The following is a 17,460-nucleotide window of genomic DNA, read 5'->3' as shown; positions in this document are numbered from 1 at the left end:
CAATTCTATTTCCGTACGACTGACGTAACTGGTGCTATCCAATTACAAGAAGGCGTTGAAATGGTAATGCCAGGTGACAACGTTGAAATGTCAGTAGAATTAATCCACCCAATCGCAATGGACCCAGGTCTACGTTTTGCGATCCGTGAAGGTGGTCGTACAGTTGGTGCTGGTGTTGTTGCGAAAGTAACTGCATAATCACTTATTGTGTGAAAAAAGCGCTCCTTTGGGGCGCTTTTTTTATGTCTATAACATGTATTAATGCCAGACTTTTCTATTTTGCATGAGATATTTTTTGCAGGTATTCATACCGCCAATAGATCAATAGTTTTTATTGAGATAAAAATAGAATCATAAAATTGTTAGACAATTTGCCTGTAAAACTGTCCTTAACTGATACTTCCTTGACCTTATCTGCCCTTATCGCCTGAGGTGAAAACCGTAATATTAGAATCAAGAAAAACAAGCATAAAGATGGTTAGACCTTATAGGTCTGTAGGAGTCTCAGATGAATGCTAAGGTAAAAATTACCAATCGTGCAGGTGCAAGTTTTCCTGTACGTCGTATGAATTTTAATTTTGAAAATGTGCCTGAATATTGGATGAATGGCTCGGCAGGGTTGACGCATTTTATGACTGCCTTGTCTGCACTGTTTCCAGCGGGTGAGCAATTTTTTATTGATAGTGTACGTGCCGTACGTTATGACCCGGCAATTAAAGACAATGAGATTTTGCAAAAAGAAATCAGTGCTTTTATTGGGCAGGAAGCGATGCATACGCAAGAACATGTTGGTTTCAATGCTTCAGCACAAAAGTATGGACATGATGTAGCTAGCTTGGAAAAGCAAACCGATAACGTCATTCAAGGCTTTCGTAAAACAGCCGCCATTCTGTTTAAGCCAATCGGTGTCACGCAAGAAATGATTGACTTGATGGGAACCACAGCTTTAGAGCATTTCACTGCGACCATTGCTTCACAATTATTGATTAATCGTCATATTCAGGAACTCATGACTGACGAAACGATGTCGACGATGTGGTACTGGCATGCCATTGAAGAAAATGAACATAAAGCTGTGGCTTATGATGTATTTGAAGGTGTTTTTGGTACAGGGGTGAAAGCCTATCTTGCTCGCTGCGGATCTCTTATTGCGGCCATGGCAACTTTATTTGTTGTGCAAAGTTATTTTGTTTTACGTTTATTAAAACAAGACAATCAGCTTAATTTAAAGGCGTTAAAAGATATCTATGTTTATGGTTATAGTCCATCAAAAGGCATTATTACGGGAATGGGGCGTGAAATGCTGGCGTACTTTAAACCGAGGTTTCATCCTAATCATTTAGACACTGTAAGCTTACTGGCCAATTGGAAAGCTAAATTAGGGCTGTAATGTTTTATTGTGAAGCTTAAAGAGCACAGGGATCATAAAAATATCCCTGTTTTTTTTATTCGTTTTGCATCGAAAAATTTTTATAATGCATGTTTATTTAGATCGATAAGATGAACGAGCATGATTCGTTTAATGCAGCAAACTGATGTCAATGCAGTTGCTCAAATTGAAAAGCTGGTACAAAGTCATCCTTGGACATTGAACCAATTTCAGGATGCCGTGAATAGTTACCAAAGTACTGTGATTGAGCAGGCAGGACAAGTGGTTGGCTTTTGTATACTACAACCTGTTCTGGATGAGGCGAATTTACTGTTAATGGCGATTCATCCTAATCAGCAAGGCAAGGGGCTGGGTTATCTTCTTTTAGAAGAATCGATTGCTTTGCTTAAGAATCAACCTGTACAAATTTTTTTGGAAGTACGAGAAAGCAATCAAGCTGCAATCGCACTGTATGAAAAATCAGGTTTTCATCAAATTGATTTGCGTAAAAATTATTATCCAAGCCCAAATGGTGGGTATGAGCATGCCATTATTATGGTAAAAGCATGTACTGATGATTTTTCTCAGTTATTCAAATCATAATTTAAATACTCATGCGATGGAGTCAATCTGCTCCATCAAAATATCCACTTATTTAATAATCGAATTGTTCCAGCCTGAGGGAAGCGTGGTCATCAATGAGTTTCCCAAAAGTTGAATCTCTTCTGAACTGAGCGAACGATTGATGCGTCGCCATTGTCCATCGAGCAGTAATTCTAAGGGCGTGTATTGAGACTTATAATTCATTTTATTGGAATGAGGTACCCAATACCCTAAATAGACATAGTTCAATTGCTGTTGTTGAGCATATTCAATTTGTTTCATGATGGCAAAAGCCCCTAATGAGCGGCGATTTTCATCGGGATCAAAAAAGGTATAGACCGCCGATAAGCCATCATCAAGTTGGTCACAGGTCGAAACGCAGAGCAACCGTTCATCTTTCCAAAGTTCCAGAAAAAAACTTTCAGTACAGGTATGTATTAGGAATTTTTCAAACTGGTCATAGCTAGGCGGGAACATATCGCCATCGGCATGTCGCTCACGAATGTAGCGTTCATATAAAGCATAATGCACATCACCCGCATCTTTAGGCTGGGTAATTTTAACCGTCAGATCTTGATTGCGTTTCCATGCTTTTTTTTGCTTACTGTTCATTTGAAATTCTTGGACAGGAACGCGGCAAGACAGGCATTGGCGACATAAGTGGCATTCGGGACGGTAGACAAAATCTCCACTACGGCGGAAACCAACTCGAGAAAGTTCAGACAAGGTGACCACATCAATCCGATGGGCTGGATCTAAAAAGACCATCCGAGCAGATTTCTTTTCAAGATAGCTGCATTCATGCGGTGGTGTAATGTAGTACTGTAAATCATTTAACAGGGACTTCGGGTGATATGAATTCATAAAGATCCCTCTATTGTTTTCATTCGATTAACTGCGAAGATAACGCTATTCTTTTACTTGAAAATACACCCTCTTGATACTTTTTCCAATCGATAGGGGGTTGTTTTATAATATCTTGTAACGAATTTAAATACGCTTGTCGAGAAATTGTACAAGCACCAAGGCTAAGCAAATGATCATTCACCAATTGACAATCAATCCAAGCCAGTTGGTTTTCTTGTCCAAGTAACATTAAGGTATAAAATGCCATTTTAGATACATCGGTACGTATACTGAACATCGATTCGCCAAAGCAGCCCTTACCAATGCTCACGCCATATAGCCCACCGACAATTTGCTCTTGTTCCCAGACTTCAATGCTATACGCATAACCCGCTGCAAACATGTCTAAATAACCTTGAATAATTTCTTCTGAAATCCATGTGTCATCTGCATAGCTGCGAGGTAGTGAACAAGAACGAATAACTGATTCAAAGGCATGATTAATGGTAATTTTATAATCATGCTTTTTCATGTTGCGCAGTAAGGATTTACTTGGATGATACTGCTCGGGGTGAATAATGCAGCGTGGCTCGGGACACCACCAGCAAATCGGTTCACCTTCAGAAAACCATGGAAAAAGACCGTGGGTATAGGCTTCAAATAGGGTAGAAGGGGACAGATCTGCACCGATGCAAATGAGTCCCTGCCCATCAGGGTCTGAGTCTATTGGGTTAGGAAATAAATATTCAGAAGGTGCTAAAGTATGCTGCATGATCAAATTCTGGGGATTATTCTTTGCTCTATCATACATAAAAAAACCGCCCTAAATTCGGGCGGTTTGAATAGATGCAAAGGATTATGTTAGAGCATCTAAATATTTTTCGGCATCGAGTGCAGCCATACAGCCTGAACCTGCTGAAGTAATAGCTTGACGGTAAATGCTATCTGCAACGTCACCTGCTGCGAATACACCTGCAACCGATGTTGCTGTTGCATTGCCAGAGGTGCCACTTTGCACTTGAATATAGCCATCACGTAGGTTGAGCTGACCTTCAAACATGCCTGTATTCGGTTTGTGACCGATTGCCACGAATAAACCTTGAACATCAATATCTTGTGTACTTGCATCTACAGTTGATTTTAAACGTACTGCAGTTACACCGGTGTTGTCACCCAAGACTTCATCCACTTGATTGTTCCAAAGAATGCTAATTTTGCCTTCTTTTTCTTTTTCAAATAAATGGTCTTGTAGAATTTTTTCTGAACGTAAGCTGTCACGACGGTGTACAAGGGTCACGTGTGAGGCAATGTTAGACAGATAGAGTGCTTCTTCTACCGCAGTGTTACCACCACCCACCACCATCACTTTTTGGTTTTTATAGAAGAAACCGTCACAGGTTGCACAGGCACTGACACCTTGACCCATGAATTTTGCTTCAGACTCTAAACCTAAATACTGTGCAGTTGCACCTGTTGAGATAATTAGTGCATCACAAGTGAACTCTTCCATATCGCCTTTAAGGACGAATGGGCGAACACTAAGGTCAACTTCATTGATGTGGTCATACACGATTTCTGTGCCAAAACGTTCTGCATGGGCTTGCATACGTTCCATGAGTGCAGGACCAGTTAAACCTTCTGGGTCACCCGGCCAGTTATCCACTTCAGTTGTTGTGGTTAATTGACCGCCCAATTGCAAGCCAGCAATCAGCATTGGTTTTAAATTGGCACGTGCAGCATAAACTGCAGCACTGTAACCCGCAGGGCCAGAACCTAAAATAATTAATCGTGAGTGACGAGCGCTCATTCGCGACATCCTTTTTTTCTTTCAAAATTTATGAAATTATACGTGAAAGTGTATAACAGTTGTGTGTGTTCAATGTGGGTAATATTGATCATGCAAATCGATTTGAGCTATATAGAATAAAGTTAACAACAAGCCCTCATAATCTTGCATCTTTTTTACGTGAACAGGTGCATAATATCAGGTTTTATTAAGAAACAAATTCAGGTTGTTTTCCAAAAAAACATGAATGAAAAAATGCTTACAGGACAGAGTATGGCTGCGGTGTCAGGTGCTTATGCACAGCGCTTAATGATGACATTATTTTTAGTCTCATTTGGGATTTATCTGTTCCTTGCAACAGTCACTTATACACCTTTTGATCCAGGTTGGATGCATATTTCCAGTGATACCCAACAGGTTTCCAATGCAAGCGGTGTCGCTGGGGCATGGATTTCAGACTTATTGTTTGGATTTTTAGGTTGGGCAAGCCTGCTCATTCCGCTTTTCTTATTTATTGAAGCGATTCAGGTGTGGTGGCCACGTAGCTTTTTGAACCGACCATTTCGTTATGCTGCCCAATTTTTTATTTTGTTGGCAACAGCAACTTTATTATTTTTGTTTTGGGAAGTGCCTGCGGATACTTTAGCCAATGCCTCTGGTGGCATTATTGGCTATGAATTGGGGCAAAGCCTAAGCCAATTGCTCACCATTTATGGCGCTGCGCTGTTCTTAATCGTGTTTTGGGTGGTGTTATTCACTTTGGCCTTTGGGGTGAAGTGGAATAAAACATGGGATACTTTGCGAGCTACGCCTGCGTATTTACAAGATTTATTTTATAAAAATGTACCTGAAAGCGAATCCGATTTTGACCGTACCACACCTCAAGTCAAAAAACAGGTGATTGCAGTCGCGCCAAGTAAAACTTCAGACCCAGTTGTAGATGATGCTGATTCATCTAAAGCGTCAATGGAACAACCGTTTATTGCGGGTGCGGCAGCTGAGCGTTTGTTTGATGATATGGTACAGAAAGAGTCTCAATTGAATCAACCGAATGAGTTCGATTTAGACGACGATGAAGAGTTTGAAAAAACCATTGCCAAAGCGCATCAACTTGAACAAGACAGTCAGCGCACTATTGCCACAGGTGAAGTTTGGCGTGCTTTAAATACCAATAATGACCACCTACATAAGCAAGATATTGAGGCATTATTAAAAGCTGCCGAAGATGAAACTGTGCTTCCTAAGTATGATTTCAATTCTGTAGTTGAGCGTCAGCATCCTGTTGAAGTCCAACTTGAACCCTCTCCGAAACCAGTCAAAAGTAATCTTGATTGGGATGATGATGAAATTTTTGATGAACTCCTTGCCGCTGTGCCTAGTGGTAAAACAGCTTCGGATGTACATAGTCCATTCCAACGAAGTGAAGTTCAAGCCATTCAACCGACAACAATCCCTGATATCGCTGTAGGGCAAGCTTCAATTTTGAGTATGCCTGCGGTAGCTGGGGTTGCCGAAGGTGCTGTTAAAGCACGCTTATTGAACGATGAATTAGATCGTTTTCTGGATGATTTTGATGCAGAAGAACAACATGTAGATTCCCCAGTCGTTGAGCAGCGTACAGTATCTTCTTATGCGCAATCATCGGCCTTTGTTCAAACGCCAATACAGCACACGGCTGTAGAGGTATCAGAGCGTTTTACTGAACAAACCAAAGCTGAGTTGTCTAAAGAGGCATTCATTGAAGCTTGGCAAGAAACTGCAGGAAAACCTCAAGAAGAAGATGAGTTTGATTTTGATGCGCCATTGACGGATGCGGCGGGACGACCGATGTCACGTGCTATGCAGGTCGCACAAAAACGTCGTGATTTGTCTACGCTACCCGGATTGGATTTGCTTGATCGTGTTGATCCGAACAAAAAAGTAAACTTCACTGCTGAACAATTGGAACGTCTTTCAGAATTACTCGAAATTAAACTGCAAGAGTTCAATGTTAAAGCCAAAGTAATGGAAGCTCAACCCGGGCCAGTCGTGACGCGGTTCGAATTGGATTTAGCACCTGGGGTTAAAGCCTCTAAAGTCACCAATATTTCGAAGGACTTGGCGCGTTCTATGTCAATGGCTTCGGTACGTGTAGTAGAAGTAATTCCGGGTAAACCTTACATTGGAATTGAAGTTCCAAATAGTGCACGTGAAATGGTGCGTCTTATCGAATTATTGGAAACACCGACTTATCGCGATCCAGCGGGTTTACTTTCAATGGCGATGGGTAAAGACATTTCGGGTAATCCTGTGATTACCGATTTAGGCAAGGCCCCACATATGTTGGTTGCGGGCACCACGGGTTCAGGTAAGTCTGTTGCTGTGAACTCGATGATCTTATCGATGCTGTTGAAATATACACCCGATCAATTGCGCCTCATCATGATTGACCCAAAACAGTTAGAGCTGGCCAACTACAATGATATTCCACATTTACTCACCCCTGTCGTGACGGACATGAAAGATGCCGTCAGTGCATTGAATTGGTGTGTGAATGAAATGGAGCGTCGTTACAAGCTCATGTCATTCCTTAAAATTCGTAAACTGGCGGACTATAACCGTAAAGTTGAAGAAGCATTGGCGAATGGGGAAGACCTGATTGATCCAACATGGAAAGCCAGTGACTCCGTTGTGGGTGAGCGCGCACCGCGCTTAGCGCCGTTACCTTCGATTGTGATTGTGGCGGATGAATTTGCCGATATGATTATGCAGGTGGGTAAAAAAGCCGAGGAAATGATTACCCGTTTGGCACAAAAATCACGTGCTGCCGGCATTCACTTGTTGTTAGCGACCCAACGTCCATCAGTGGATGTCATTACAGGTTTGATTAAAGCCAATATTCCAACTCGCGTTGCATTGCGTGTAAACAGTAAAATTGACTCTCGAACCATTCTGGATGCAGGTGGTGCGGAAGACATGTTGGGTCATGGTGATATGCTGTTTTTAGGGCCAGGTAAAATTGAACCTGAACGCGTGCATGGTGCTTTTATTTCCGATGATGAAGTTAACCGAATTTGTGATGCATGGCGTGAACGCGGTGATCCTGACTATATCGATGAAATTTTGACTCCATATGATGAAGAGCCGACGTCACGTGGGTTTGAAGAAGGTGATGGCGGTTCAGACCGCGATGCTTTGTATGACCAATGTGTGGCCTTTGTTTTAGAAACGCGTAAAGCGTCGACGTCATCTTTACAACGTAAGTTTAGTTTAGGTTATAACCGAGCGGCACGTATTATTGATCAGATGGAAGAAAGTGGCATTGTAAGTGCGATGGGGGCGAATGGTAAGCGAGATATTCTCGCCTAGTGCTCATCTATTCAAAAGCCTGCCTAAGAGCAGGCTTTTTTATGCGCTTGAATTTAATCATAGAACATGTTTTGTGCCAATTCGATAAAGGCACGTGTTGCAGGACTCATCAGTTTTTGATTGCGGACGGCGAGCCCAATTTCACGTTGTGTGTTCGGTAGCAAAGGACGTTTCACCACATTCGGATGCAGTGCAAGCAGTTCTGGCGTCATGGCCATATCCGCCACAATCGAAATGCCTTCATGCTGATTGACCATATTCAGAATGGTCAATAATTGCGACAGTTGATATTGAATCTTGGGCTGTATCTCATATTGTTTGAGGAGTTTTTCAATATGCGTCTGGCTGCCTGCCTTGGTCAAAATAAAAGGGTAGTGCTTCAGTTGAGTAATATCCACCTGACTCATTTGTGCAATCGGGTAGGAGTTAGGAATAAGTGCGATAAAAATATCTTTAATCAATGGAAAAGTATCCAATTGATGGTTGGGTAAAACTGCAAATCCGACATCAACCTGTTGGTTTAAAATCCATTGTGTGACTTCATCATCGGTTCCTTCTTCCACAAAAACTTCAATTTGAGGGTACTCAGTCCTAAAAGCTTGCAGTAGTTCAGGCAGTAGATGAATTGATGCGGATGCCCCAAATGAACCAATTCTTAAGCTGCCTTGTTGTAGGCCATGTGTCGCAGCAACTTGCTGCTGCATGACTTGTGCTGTATTTAAAATTTCCTGCGCATGGATACGAAGTTGCTGCCCAATCTCGGTGAGGACCACATTATTTTGTTCTCGACTAAACAGTTGTACACGCCAAAAATGCTCTAGACTTTTTATGGCATGTGAAACCGCAGATTGAGAAATCCCGAGTTGTTTGGCTGCATTGCTAAAACTCTGATGTTTAGCAACCAGTAAAAAAATTTCAAGTTGGCTAAAGGTCATTTGAGGGTATGAGTAAATACTCATTTTATTATGAGGGAGAATAAGGATTATATTCTGTTTCCAAGATGAGTCAAAGCTGACTGATGTGCAGTAATTGGAATAAATGAATGAACATGATCATGGCACTCTTTCCATTGGTTTTTCTGATTGGAATGGGATATGTATTTAAACGGACAGTTTTTTTGCAGGAGGAATTTTGGGCAAACTCTGAAAAACTGAATTATTACATTCTTTTTCCTGCGTTATTGTTTAGCAATCTTTCTAGTGTAAAGCTCGACTTAGGTTCGATGGTTATGCTTTACGTGGCACTAATCGTGATCATTGTATTGATTAGCGTGGTGTTATTGGCGCTTAAATTTTATCTTCACATTCCAGTGCGCCGTTTCGGGGTTTATATTCAAAGTCAGATTCGATTCAACACCTATATTGGGCTTTCATTGATGGGCTTAATGTTTGGTGCGACTGGCATGCAATTATTCACTATGATGATTGCTGTTGCGATTCCATTGGTCAATATTATTTCGGTCTGGTCATTGACCCAAAGTGCACAAGGTCAGTTGCGTTTTACGCTGATGTCGATTGTGAAGAATCCACTGATTGTCGCTTGCGTATTGGGCATTGCATTTAATGGCTCTGGCTTGTTGATGCCAGAAGGTATATCACAATTATTAAAGTTGTTGGCGGGGAGTAGTCTGCCATTAGGTTTGATTTCAGTTGGAGCGGCATTACAGTTTAGTCAGCTTAAGCCCGATTTTGGACGTGTCATGATGAATAGTGTATCGCGCTTACTTGGAGTACCGATATTGACTTACTTTGTGGCACAAGGATTTGGCTTGGCACCCTTACATATTGCGGTCTTGGTGGTTTTCTTTGCTTTACCCACAGCATCGGCATCTTATATTTTAACGCGATTTTTTAAGGGGGATAGTCAACTCATGGCAGCAATCATTAGCTTACAAACACTCTTATTTGCATTGAGTTTTCCATTGCTGATGCAATTGTTGTTCTAATTCATTTTAGATTGCAGAGAATAAAAAAGCCTACACGAGGTAGGCTTTAAGGCTTAAGCAAATTTTGCCAAGACTTCTAAGAATCCATCACGTTGGCGTGGGTATTCAGCAATCACATCGTGAATACGTTGACCTTGAGGATTGGTTGCATTGACATTACGACCATCTGCGACGAATTGAGTTAACAAACGCTCGTAGTCAGTTGGACGCATATGTTTGAATGCGTGGTAAAGAACATGAAAGTCGGCATTAACTCCTGCAGGAGGAAGCTGATTTAAATAGGCAAAAACGCGCTCATCCGACCATTCTTCATTAAACGTTGCTGGCTGAGATAATGCCATCGCAAACTCCTTGGTATATTCTTTTCAAACTAAAAAGGCAAAATAACTGCCGCTATTTTGCCTTGAATCCATTTGCTTGACTAATCAGATTTCAGATTATCGCTCTTCAGGCAAATTGATATTCATCTCCAACATTTCAATATTCGCTTCTGAGCGAACAGACATTTGGATATGTTCTTCATCGACCCCACGCACATAGCGGTTGACCACTTGCATGATCTCTTTCTTCATTTGGTCAATTTTATCTTGGCTCAAGCGTTTACCTAAGCCTTGTTCAGAAGCAACAATGACTTTCAAACGGTCTTTTGCCATTTGTGCGCTTGATGGTTTGTCATCATTACTAAATAATTTACTCCAGAAGCCTGCCATATTTACACTCCAAATAATCGTGCTAACCAGCCTTTAGGTTTGACTGTAATGTGACGGTAAGGACGCTCTTCACCAAGGAAACGGGCAACCAGATCTTCATAGGCTTGTCCAGCTTCTGCTTCTTGGAACAAAATGACAGGTTTACCTTCGTTAGACGCTTGTAAAACGCTTTTACATTCAGGCACAACACCCAATGTCGGTACACGTAAAATGTCTTTCGAGATGTCGTCAATCGTGAGCATTTCTTGCTTGTCTGCACGTTCAGGATTAAAGCGGGTAATACACAAATGTTTGCGTATACGGCCTTCATTCTGTTCTACTTTTTTAGTTTTACTGTCCAACATACCGATAATGCGGTCAGAGTCACGTACCGATGAAATTTCAGGGTTGGTCACGATAATCGCTTCATCTGCATGGTACATGGCTAGAATTGCACCACGCTCAATCCCCGCAGGAGAATCACAAATAATGTAATCGAATTCTTGAGATAATTCGTCCATTACACGTGCTACACCTTCATCGGTCAACGCATCTTTATCGCGCGTTTGTGATGCCGGTAAAATGTATAAGTTTTCAATATCTTTATCACGAATAAGTGCTTGTTGTAATCGTGCTTCGTTATTTAAAACATTCACAAAATCATACACAACACGACGTTCGCAGCCCATAATGAGGTCAAGATTACGTAGACCTACGTCAAAATCAATCACAACAGTTTTGTGACCACGAAGGGCTAAACCTGTTGCAAAAGATGCACTGGTCGTAGTTTTTCCTACGCCACCTTTGCCTGATGTTACGACAACAATTTTCGCCACCGAATCCACTCCTGTTATGGTAAATCCCCCCTTTAATTAGCGGGGTTTTGGTGTTTATTTATACATTAAAATTCCAGAGCTTTAAATTCGAGCTCTTGGTTTTCATTTAAATAAATATGTACGGACTTCTTTAAGACATGGGGTGGAATATCATCGGCGACACAATATGTCCCTGCAATTGAAACCAATTCGGCTTCAAGTGAGTGACAAAAAATGCGAGCAGCACTGTTTCCACCAGCACCTGCGATAACTCTACCACGAGCACTGCCATAAATATGTATATTTCCTGAAGCAATTACTTCTGAACCGCTATTTATCCCTGCATTGACGATAATATCGCCATGATCTTGGATTAAACATTGACCTGTACGTAAGATTTCATCGTGATACGAGGTAATATGTCCAATATTACGCGGAAATGGCGATACTTTTTGCGTATTTTCCGTTGCGACTTCTGGTTCTTGAACAGCGGTTTCAACCACTTGTTCTTGGGTTGCTTTAATACGTTGTAACGATTTACTGTCGGCAGGGAGTACTGGAAATTGAATCGCACGTGCTTCATCACCCAATAGGCCTTCAATGACCGCCATAGGTTGTAAATCTAAATCGAGCAGCAGTTGAATTAGGGCAATCAGCTCTTGTTCAACTGTACTGTCTAAAATAACAAGCGCACCTTGCGTGGTGCTGTCTTGAAGCAATTGGCTCAGTTGTTGACGAATGGCATTATGGTCATTTGTGTCGAAGGTTAATCTACTAAAGTTAACCATTCTACCGGTGATCCGAATATCAGCCATATTTTATCCTTAAGACTTCGAAACTATTGGTTTTATGCCGAAGTGATGTTGTAAATAGAGCAAATCCTAGAACAAATTCTTTGAATTCTCTAGCCAAGTTTGTAACTTTTTTATCTTAATGCTTATTCTTTAGCTTGATCGAGCTCTTCAAGGTCTTCTAACCACTGTTTCACTTTCACTTGCTTACGAATGGCGTCCAAAGTTTCGTACACAGCAGACTCAACCAATTGTTCCAATGCTTGATTATCAATGTTCAATTCGCTGACTTTTTCTGCAATGAGCTTATACGTATGGTTGGGCTGTTCTGGGCTGCCAGATATCAATGGCTCTAAAATACCGTAGGTAATATTTTCCCCCAAGCGTTGCCCAATGCTCTGAATTTGATGCTCAATCCGTCCACCAACTATCGGGATTAAGCGTAATAGTTGAGTCAGTTCAGGTGTATCTTCAATGGCTTGATTCACAATGGCACCAATATTTTGAGCAATTAACGCTTGGCGTTGCTGGAGTTCTGTCGCCAGTGATTCCTGTAAAAGCTCTGCCAAAGCTTGCGCAAATAAGATGCGATGATGATCGACCAAGTCATGAATGATTTTTTTATGGGTGGAACTGGTACTGAGTTCATGCTTCACGCCATCTAATACGGTAATAACCACGCGATCAGACAGTTCCTCCATGATTACACGGTAGTAAAATTTCGCTCTTTGTTGAATGGATTCGGGAATGACGTTATAGCCCAATTCATGCAGACGGAAAATAATAATCCCGGCACGAAATAAACGTAGAAAACGCAGATGTGGAATAATGGCTAAAATTTCATACCAGTGAATAAAAGGGAAAAAGAACCAACGACGATGATGGTGATAAATAATGGCAATTATCCATCGAACCAGAAGCTCAGTAATTAAGAACAAAATAAACCAAGCTTCGGTAGTAATCACCCACGGATGTAGATGTGTACGATAAAAATTGAGAATTTCATCTAAATGAAGCGAGGTTAAGAACCAACCGCCAATATTGCTCATTAAGAAAAAATTGGCACACAAGCAGAACAGATTAAAAATAATCAGGAACACCATAAAAGTGTCGTAAATCAGATAGAGCTTAAATGACCAGCTCTGCGGATCAACACGATGATATTTAGATTTTTTTGCTGAACTGTTCTGCTTCATTGGTTTATACCTTATTCACTTCAGCAGCTGTTGAATATTGCGCTTTCATTTGACTAATCAGTTGATCTTTTTCGGTCCAAAGTTGATCGACCCATGCTTGGAAACGTACGCGATATTGTTCATCATCTTCATAGTTTCCACCTAAAACCCAGTCGGGAATCTCGATTTTGCGTAAATTCACAGCAATTCGACCCACTTCGCCGAACCAGAATTCGCCATAACCAGGCGCACCATCTGGATAGACAATGGTCATATCAACCAAGGCATCAATTTGATTACCTAAAATATTGAGGGCAAGGGCTAAGCCGCCTGCTTTCGGTTTAAGTAGATTTTGGTAGGGAGAGTTTTGTTGCTGATGCTTTTCTGGTGTGAATCGTGTTCCTTCCAAATAGTTCAGTAGGGTAAAAGGCTGGCTCAATAATTGTTCACACGCTTTACGCGCTTCTTCCATGTCTCGGGTTTTGAGTTCAGGATTTTTCTCAATTTCTTGTTTGCTGTGCCGCTTCATCATTGGGAAGCCTAAGATTTTAAACGCCTGTCCAACAAAGGGAATAAAAATGAGCTCCCATTTGGTGAAAAACCGCGTCAATGGCATACGCGTGAGTCCAAAATATTGATTTACTGTCGTGTCGACCCAACTTTGATGATTACAGGTCATTAAATAACGACCTTGCATGCTTAAGTCGAGATCATCATCGACCGTAATGTCCCATTTTAGATGTGGTAAAACATGATCAATCAACCAGTTGTTGACCCCAAGCCAGCTATTGGTAATTTGAATATTGGTTTGATCTACTTTTTTTGATTGTTTAAACAACTTGGTTAAGCCAAGCGCGAGTACAGGTGGCCCATGAAAAAAAGTGCTGCCTGTCATGACAGAGCCAACCGTTAGTCCACGTGTGATTTTTTTTAATATGGGTTGTTTGTTTGCTGAAGATGACATATAAAAAATAATCCTAAGTAAAATCATCCATTCTCGTTATTGAATATAGTTGCAAATTCTGAAAATAAAACAAGCGTTGTGTTTGGTAAATTATCCTTCATGATTTATTAAACATGTAGGGAATGTGATGAATGCACATTCGAAGTTGGAATTAATTATTACAAAATGTAACCAAACAAGTTATTATTTACAAAAGATCAATGGTCTAAGTCCTATTTTTAGGCGACCATTTCAAGCATAAACAAAACACACAAATGGAGGCATGTCATGCGTGCACTATTAATTTCATCAGCAGTAGCAGGGGCGTTGGTTCTTTCAGGTTGTCAATCTACTGGCACAGGAATGGAATATGACAAAGCAGCAATCGGTGCAGGTCTCGGTGCATTATTGGGTGCAGGTCTTGCATATTCAAATGCAGACAAAGATAAAATGGGTCAAGCAGCGGCTATTGGTGCTGTAGTGGGCGGTGGTGCAGGTCTGTTATTAGACAAAAAAGAAAAACGTCTTCGTGAAGAACTTGCGGGTACTGGCGTTGATGTAGACCGTAACAAAGATGGTTCGATTAATCTTGTAATGCCAAGTGTTACCTTTGCAACTAACTCATCTACCATTCAGCCACGTTTCCAAACAGCATTGAATGATGTTGCGCGTGTATTACGTGAAGATGGTACAGCCAATAAACTTGCGCTTGTAATTCATGGTCACACTGACAACACAGGTACTGATGCGATTAACAATCCATTATCGCAAAACCGTGCAAACTCTGTAATGGGCTATTTATCTTCTCAAGGGATTGCAAGCTCACGTATGACTGCGCGTGGTTATGGTTCTTCTTCACCAATTGCGAGCAATGACACTGCTGCGGGCCGTGAACAAAACCGTCGCGTAGAAATTACTGTGTATGAAACAAAATAATTAATATTTTGTTTGCTTAAAAATCATTGAGTTTCGGAAAAGCCACCTTTAGGTGGCTTTTTTTATGAACAGAGAATCGTCATTTTAGGTTAGGCATCTGGGGGTTTGATGTCTATAATCTAGTTCGGATTAAAAAGAGGAAAGACTATGTCGCTGGCAAGTCAGTTAAACGACAAGCAACTTGAAGCCATGAAATACACTCAAGGGCCCTTGTTAGTACTTGCAGGGGCTGGTTCGGGTAAAACTTCGGTGATTACCCGTAAAATTGCTTATTTGGTGAAACATTGTGGGATTCCTGCTTATCGTATTACTGCGATGACCTTTACCAACAAAGCTGCACGTGAAATGAAAGAACGTGTGACAAAGTTGTTGTCACGTGAAGAAGCAAAAGGGCTCTCGGTTTCGACCTTTCATACCTTCGGTCTAAACATGTTACGTTTAGAGCTGAAACACACGCCATTAAAAAATAACTTTTCTATTTTAGATGCAGATGACTGTAAGCGTATTTTGATGGACTTGATGCACCGTGACAATTTATCTGGTGCTGAAAGTAAAGAGCTGATTGCCAAAGCCATGAAGATGATTTCAGACTGGAAAAATGATTTGATTCCACCTGAACAGGCGCACGTTACCTGTGAAACCGCTGAAGATGTTCAGTTTGCGCATTTGTACCAACTCTATGAGCGCAATTTACGTGCTTACAACGCCGTGGATTTTGACGATTTAATTGTCATGCCAACACGTTTATTACAAGAAAATCAAGAAGTACGTGATCGTTGGCAAAATCGCATTCGCTATTTGTTGGTCGATGAATATCAAGACACCAACACTGCACAATATATTTTGGTAAAACTGTTGGTCGGTGTGATGGGACAGTTTACGGCTGTAGGAGACGATGACCAATCGATTTATGCATGGCGTGGTGCGAAGCCAGAAAATATGGCTTTGCTGAATGAAGATTTTCGTAATTTAAAAGTGATTAAACTGGAACAGAACTATCGTTCGACCAGTCGTATTTTAAAAGCGGCAAATACGGTGATTGGGAATAATCCACATATTTTTGATAAAAAACTTTGGTCAGACAAAGGCCATGGTGAAGTCATTCGCGTGATTACCTGCCGTAATGATGATGATGAAGCAGAACGCGTGGTCAAAGACCTGATCACGCATAAACTGATGAATGGGAAAAATTGGAAAGATTATGCCATTTTATATCGGGGTAACTTCCAAGCACGTATTTTAGAGACGCAACTGCGTCAAATGCAGATTCCGTATAAGTTATCTGGTGGTCAGTCCTTCTTCGCCCGTGCAGAAATCAAAGACATCATGAGTTATCTGCGTCTGATTATTAATCCTGAAGATGACAGTGCTTTTTTACGTATTATTAATACGCCAAAACGTGCCATTGGCCCTGTTACTTTAGAAAAGCTGGGTTTATTCGCACAAGAAAATCATTTGTCTTTATTGACGGCAGCGGGCGACCAACGTTTGACTATGGTTATTCCGAAAAAGGCCACCACGCAATTGGCTGAATTTGCCGAATTCATTGCTAATTTTACGCGTGAATTGCTAGAAGATGATGAACCTGTACCGATTATTCGCCAAATGATGCATGAAGCAGGCTATATCGACTATATCAAAGAGTCTGCTGCTACACCTGCACAGGAAAAAACCAAGCTCGACAATATTGAAGTGCTCTATACCAGTATTCAAAGTTTGATTAACCGTGCAGAAGATGTCGATGAGCGCAATATTGAGAGTGTGATTCGCAAAATGGTGTTGCTCGATATGCTAGAGCAGCAACAGGAAGAAGAAGACACCGATAAGGTCAATTTGTTGACACTGCATGCTTCTAAAGGCTTGGAATTTCCATTCGTGTATTTGATTGGTTTAGAAGAAGAGCTATTGCCACATAAAAACTCGATTGCGGCTGAAACGGTCGAAGAAGAACGCCGTTTGATGTATGTCGGTATTACTCGCGCACGTCAAGGTTTAACCATTACCTTGGCAGAGCAACGTAAAGCAGGTGGGCAAATGCGTCAAATGACTCCAAGCCGCTTTTTAGATGAATTGCCACAAGATGAATTGGAGTGGTTAGGACGTAAGAAAAAGCTCGCGGGCAATGTCGATCCCAAGCAGCAAGCTCAACACTACCTCGAAAATTTACGCGCTTTAATTAAGCGTTGATTGCGATATTAATTTTGAAACAGTAGG

Annotated in this window: 16 protein-coding genes and 1 pseudogene; 7 read left to right on the top strand and 10 right to left on the bottom strand. The window is 41.2% G+C overall.

The window, feature by feature from the left end:
* The 3 genes and pseudogenes from E0H87_RS04375 to rimI form a co-directional block, all read left to right on the top strand.
* Nucleotides 1-198, top strand: a pseudogene (locus E0H87_RS04375) (elongation factor Tu); the annotation flags it as partial.
* A gap of 310 nt (nucleotides 199-508) precedes the next feature.
* Complete coding sequence (locus tag E0H87_RS04370) at nucleotides 509-1,390, top strand: metal-dependent hydrolase (RefSeq protein ID WP_131322471.1); 882 nt, start codon at nucleotides 509-511, stop codon at nucleotides 1,388-1,390.
* A 120-nt stretch (nucleotides 1,391-1,510) separates the two neighbouring features.
* Entirely contained in the window at nucleotides 1,511-1,972 is a 462-nt protein-coding gene (rimI, locus tag E0H87_RS04365) for a ribosomal protein S18-alanine N-acetyltransferase (RefSeq protein WP_131322470.1), read from the top strand.
* Between the two features lie 48 nt (nucleotides 1,973-2,020).
* On the opposite strand, the gene E0H87_RS04360 is transcribed toward rimI, so the two are convergent.
* The 3 genes from E0H87_RS04360 to trxB all read right to left on the bottom strand — a co-directional run bounded on the left by E0H87_RS04360 (nucleotide 2,021) and on the right by trxB (nucleotide 4,625).
* Nucleotides 2,021-2,836 (bottom strand): arginyltransferase, encoded by an 816-nt coding sequence (locus E0H87_RS04360; protein WP_131322469.1) that lies wholly within the window; start codon nucleotides 2,834-2,836, stop codon nucleotides 2,021-2,023.
* A 19-nt stretch (nucleotides 2,837-2,855) separates the two neighbouring features.
* The gene (gene aat, locus E0H87_RS04355) at nucleotides 2,856-3,590 is read right to left on the bottom strand and encodes a leucyl/phenylalanyl-tRNA--protein transferase (RefSeq protein ID WP_131322468.1); all 735 of its coding nucleotides are present in this window, start codon (nucleotides 3,588-3,590) and stop codon (nucleotides 2,856-2,858) included.
* An 84-nt stretch (nucleotides 3,591-3,674) separates the two neighbouring features.
* Complete coding sequence (gene trxB / locus E0H87_RS04350; protein ID WP_131322467.1) at nucleotides 3,675-4,625, bottom strand: thioredoxin-disulfide reductase; 951 nt, start codon at nucleotides 4,623-4,625, stop codon at nucleotides 3,675-3,677.
* Nucleotides 4,626-4,877: 252 nt separating this feature from the next.
* Here trxB and E0H87_RS04345 point away from each other — a divergent pair, with 252 nt between their 5' ends.
* Nucleotides 4,878-7,952, top strand: a complete 3,075-nt coding sequence (locus E0H87_RS04345) for a DNA translocase FtsK (protein WP_131322506.1) — start codon at nucleotides 4,878-4,880, stop codon at nucleotides 7,950-7,952.
* Between the two features lie 53 nt (nucleotides 7,953-8,005).
* Here the strand turns inward: E0H87_RS04345 and E0H87_RS04340 are convergent, their stop codons facing one another.
* Nucleotides 8,006-8,887 carry a LysR family transcriptional regulator gene (locus E0H87_RS04340; RefSeq protein WP_131322505.1) on the bottom strand — a complete coding sequence of 294 codons (882 nt, stop codon included), beginning with the start codon at nucleotides 8,885-8,887 and terminating at the stop codon, nucleotides 8,006-8,008.
* 107 nt (nucleotides 8,888-8,994) lie between these two features.
* Here E0H87_RS04340 and E0H87_RS04335 point away from each other — a divergent pair, with 107 nt between their 5' ends.
* Nucleotides 8,995-9,897: an AEC family transporter gene (locus E0H87_RS04335; RefSeq protein ID WP_131322466.1), complete on the top strand. Its 903-nt coding sequence runs from the start codon at nucleotides 8,995-8,997 to the stop codon at nucleotides 9,895-9,897.
* Between the two features lie 53 nt (nucleotides 9,898-9,950).
* Here E0H87_RS04335 and E0H87_RS04330 read toward each other — a convergent pair whose 3' ends face one another.
* From E0H87_RS04330 to E0H87_RS04305, 6 genes are all read right to left on the bottom strand, one after another.
* Nucleotides 9,951-10,238 (bottom strand): PA4642 family protein, encoded by a 288-nt coding sequence (locus E0H87_RS04330; protein WP_131322465.1) that lies wholly within the window; start codon nucleotides 10,236-10,238, stop codon nucleotides 9,951-9,953.
* A 96-nt stretch (nucleotides 10,239-10,334) separates the two neighbouring features.
* A complete protein-coding gene (minE, locus tag E0H87_RS04325) occupies nucleotides 10,335-10,607 on the bottom strand; it encodes a cell division topological specificity factor MinE (protein WP_131322464.1) in 273 nt (90 codons plus the stop codon).
* 2 nt (nucleotides 10,608-10,609) lie between these two features.
* On the bottom strand, nucleotides 10,610-11,422 hold the full coding sequence (minD, locus tag E0H87_RS04320; protein WP_131322463.1) for a septum site-determining protein MinD: 813 nt from the start codon (nucleotides 11,420-11,422) through the stop codon (nucleotides 10,610-10,612).
* Between the two features lie 65 nt (nucleotides 11,423-11,487).
* Nucleotides 11,488-12,216 carry a septum site-determining protein MinC gene (minC, locus tag E0H87_RS04315; protein ID WP_131322462.1) on the bottom strand — a complete coding sequence of 243 codons (729 nt, stop codon included), beginning with the start codon at nucleotides 12,214-12,216 and terminating at the stop codon, nucleotides 11,488-11,490.
* A 122-nt stretch (nucleotides 12,217-12,338) separates the two neighbouring features.
* Entirely contained in the window at nucleotides 12,339-13,388 is a 1,050-nt protein-coding gene (locus E0H87_RS04310; protein ID WP_131322461.1) for a preprotein translocase subunit SecA, read from the bottom strand.
* 4 nt (nucleotides 13,389-13,392) lie between these two features.
* A complete protein-coding gene (locus tag E0H87_RS04305; protein WP_131322460.1) occupies nucleotides 13,393-14,331 on the bottom strand; it encodes an acyltransferase in 939 nt (312 codons plus the stop codon).
* Between the two features lie 267 nt (nucleotides 14,332-14,598).
* On the opposite strand from E0H87_RS04305, the gene E0H87_RS04300 reads away from it, so the two are divergent.
* Nucleotides 14,599-15,246, top strand: coding sequence for an OmpA family protein (locus tag E0H87_RS04300; RefSeq protein ID WP_131322459.1), 648 nt, complete (start codon nucleotides 14,599-14,601; stop codon nucleotides 15,244-15,246).
* Nucleotides 15,247-15,393: 147 nt separating this feature from the next.
* Entirely contained in the window at nucleotides 15,394-17,433 is a 2,040-nt protein-coding gene (locus E0H87_RS04295; protein ID WP_131322458.1) for a UvrD-helicase domain-containing protein, read from the top strand.
* The last annotated feature ends 27 nt before the right edge of the window (nucleotides 17,434-17,460 follow it).

This window comes from Acinetobacter sp. ANC 4178 (assembly GCF_004331175.1).
In the GTDB taxonomy this organism is placed as follows: Bacteria; Pseudomonadota; Gammaproteobacteria; order Pseudomonadales; family Moraxellaceae; genus Acinetobacter.
This window is presented reverse-complemented; position numbering and strand designations above follow the sequence as displayed.

Coding starts and splice junctions, on each gene's coding strand:
- E0H87_RS04370 (WP_131322471.1), top strand. CDS start 509: ATGAATGCTAAGGTAAAAATTACCAATCGTGCAGGTGCAAGTTTTCCT.
- rimI (WP_131322470.1), top strand. CDS start 1,511: ATGATTCGTTTAATGCAGCAAACTGATGTCAATGCAGTTGCTCAAATT.
- E0H87_RS04360 (WP_131322469.1), bottom strand. CDS start 2,836: ATGAATTCATATCACCCGAAGTCCCTGTTAAATGATTTACAGTACTAC.
- aat (WP_131322468.1), bottom strand. CDS start 3,590: ATGCAGCATACTTTAGCACCTTCTGAATATTTATTTCCTAACCCAATA.
- trxB (WP_131322467.1), bottom strand. CDS start 4,625: ATGAGCGCTCGTCACTCACGATTAATTATTTTAGGTTCTGGCCCTGCG.
- E0H87_RS04345 (WP_131322506.1), top strand. CDS start 4,878: ATGGCTGCGGTGTCAGGTGCTTATGCACAGCGCTTAATGATGACATTA.
- E0H87_RS04340 (WP_131322505.1), bottom strand. CDS start 8,887: ATGACCTTTAGCCAACTTGAAATTTTTTTACTGGTTGCTAAACATCAG.
- E0H87_RS04335 (WP_131322466.1), top strand. CDS start 8,995: ATGAACATGATCATGGCACTCTTTCCATTGGTTTTTCTGATTGGAATG.
- E0H87_RS04330 (WP_131322465.1), bottom strand. CDS start 10,238: ATGGCATTATCTCAGCCAGCAACGTTTAATGAAGAATGGTCGGATGAG.
- minE (WP_131322464.1), bottom strand. CDS start 10,607: ATGGCAGGCTTCTGGAGTAAATTATTTAGTAATGATGACAAACCATCA.
- minC (WP_131322462.1), bottom strand. CDS start 12,216: ATGGCTGATATTCGGATCACCGGTAGAATGGTTAACTTTAGTAGATTA.
- E0H87_RS04310 (WP_131322461.1), bottom strand. CDS start 13,388: ATGAAGCAGAACAGTTCAGCAAAAAAATCTAAATATCATCGTGTTGAT.
- E0H87_RS04305 (WP_131322460.1), bottom strand. CDS start 14,331: ATGTCATCTTCAGCAAACAAACAACCCATATTAAAAAAAATCACACGT.
- E0H87_RS04300 (WP_131322459.1), top strand. CDS start 14,599: ATGCGTGCACTATTAATTTCATCAGCAGTAGCAGGGGCGTTGGTTCTT.
- E0H87_RS04295 (WP_131322458.1), top strand. CDS start 15,394: ATGTCGCTGGCAAGTCAGTTAAACGACAAGCAACTTGAAGCCATGAAA.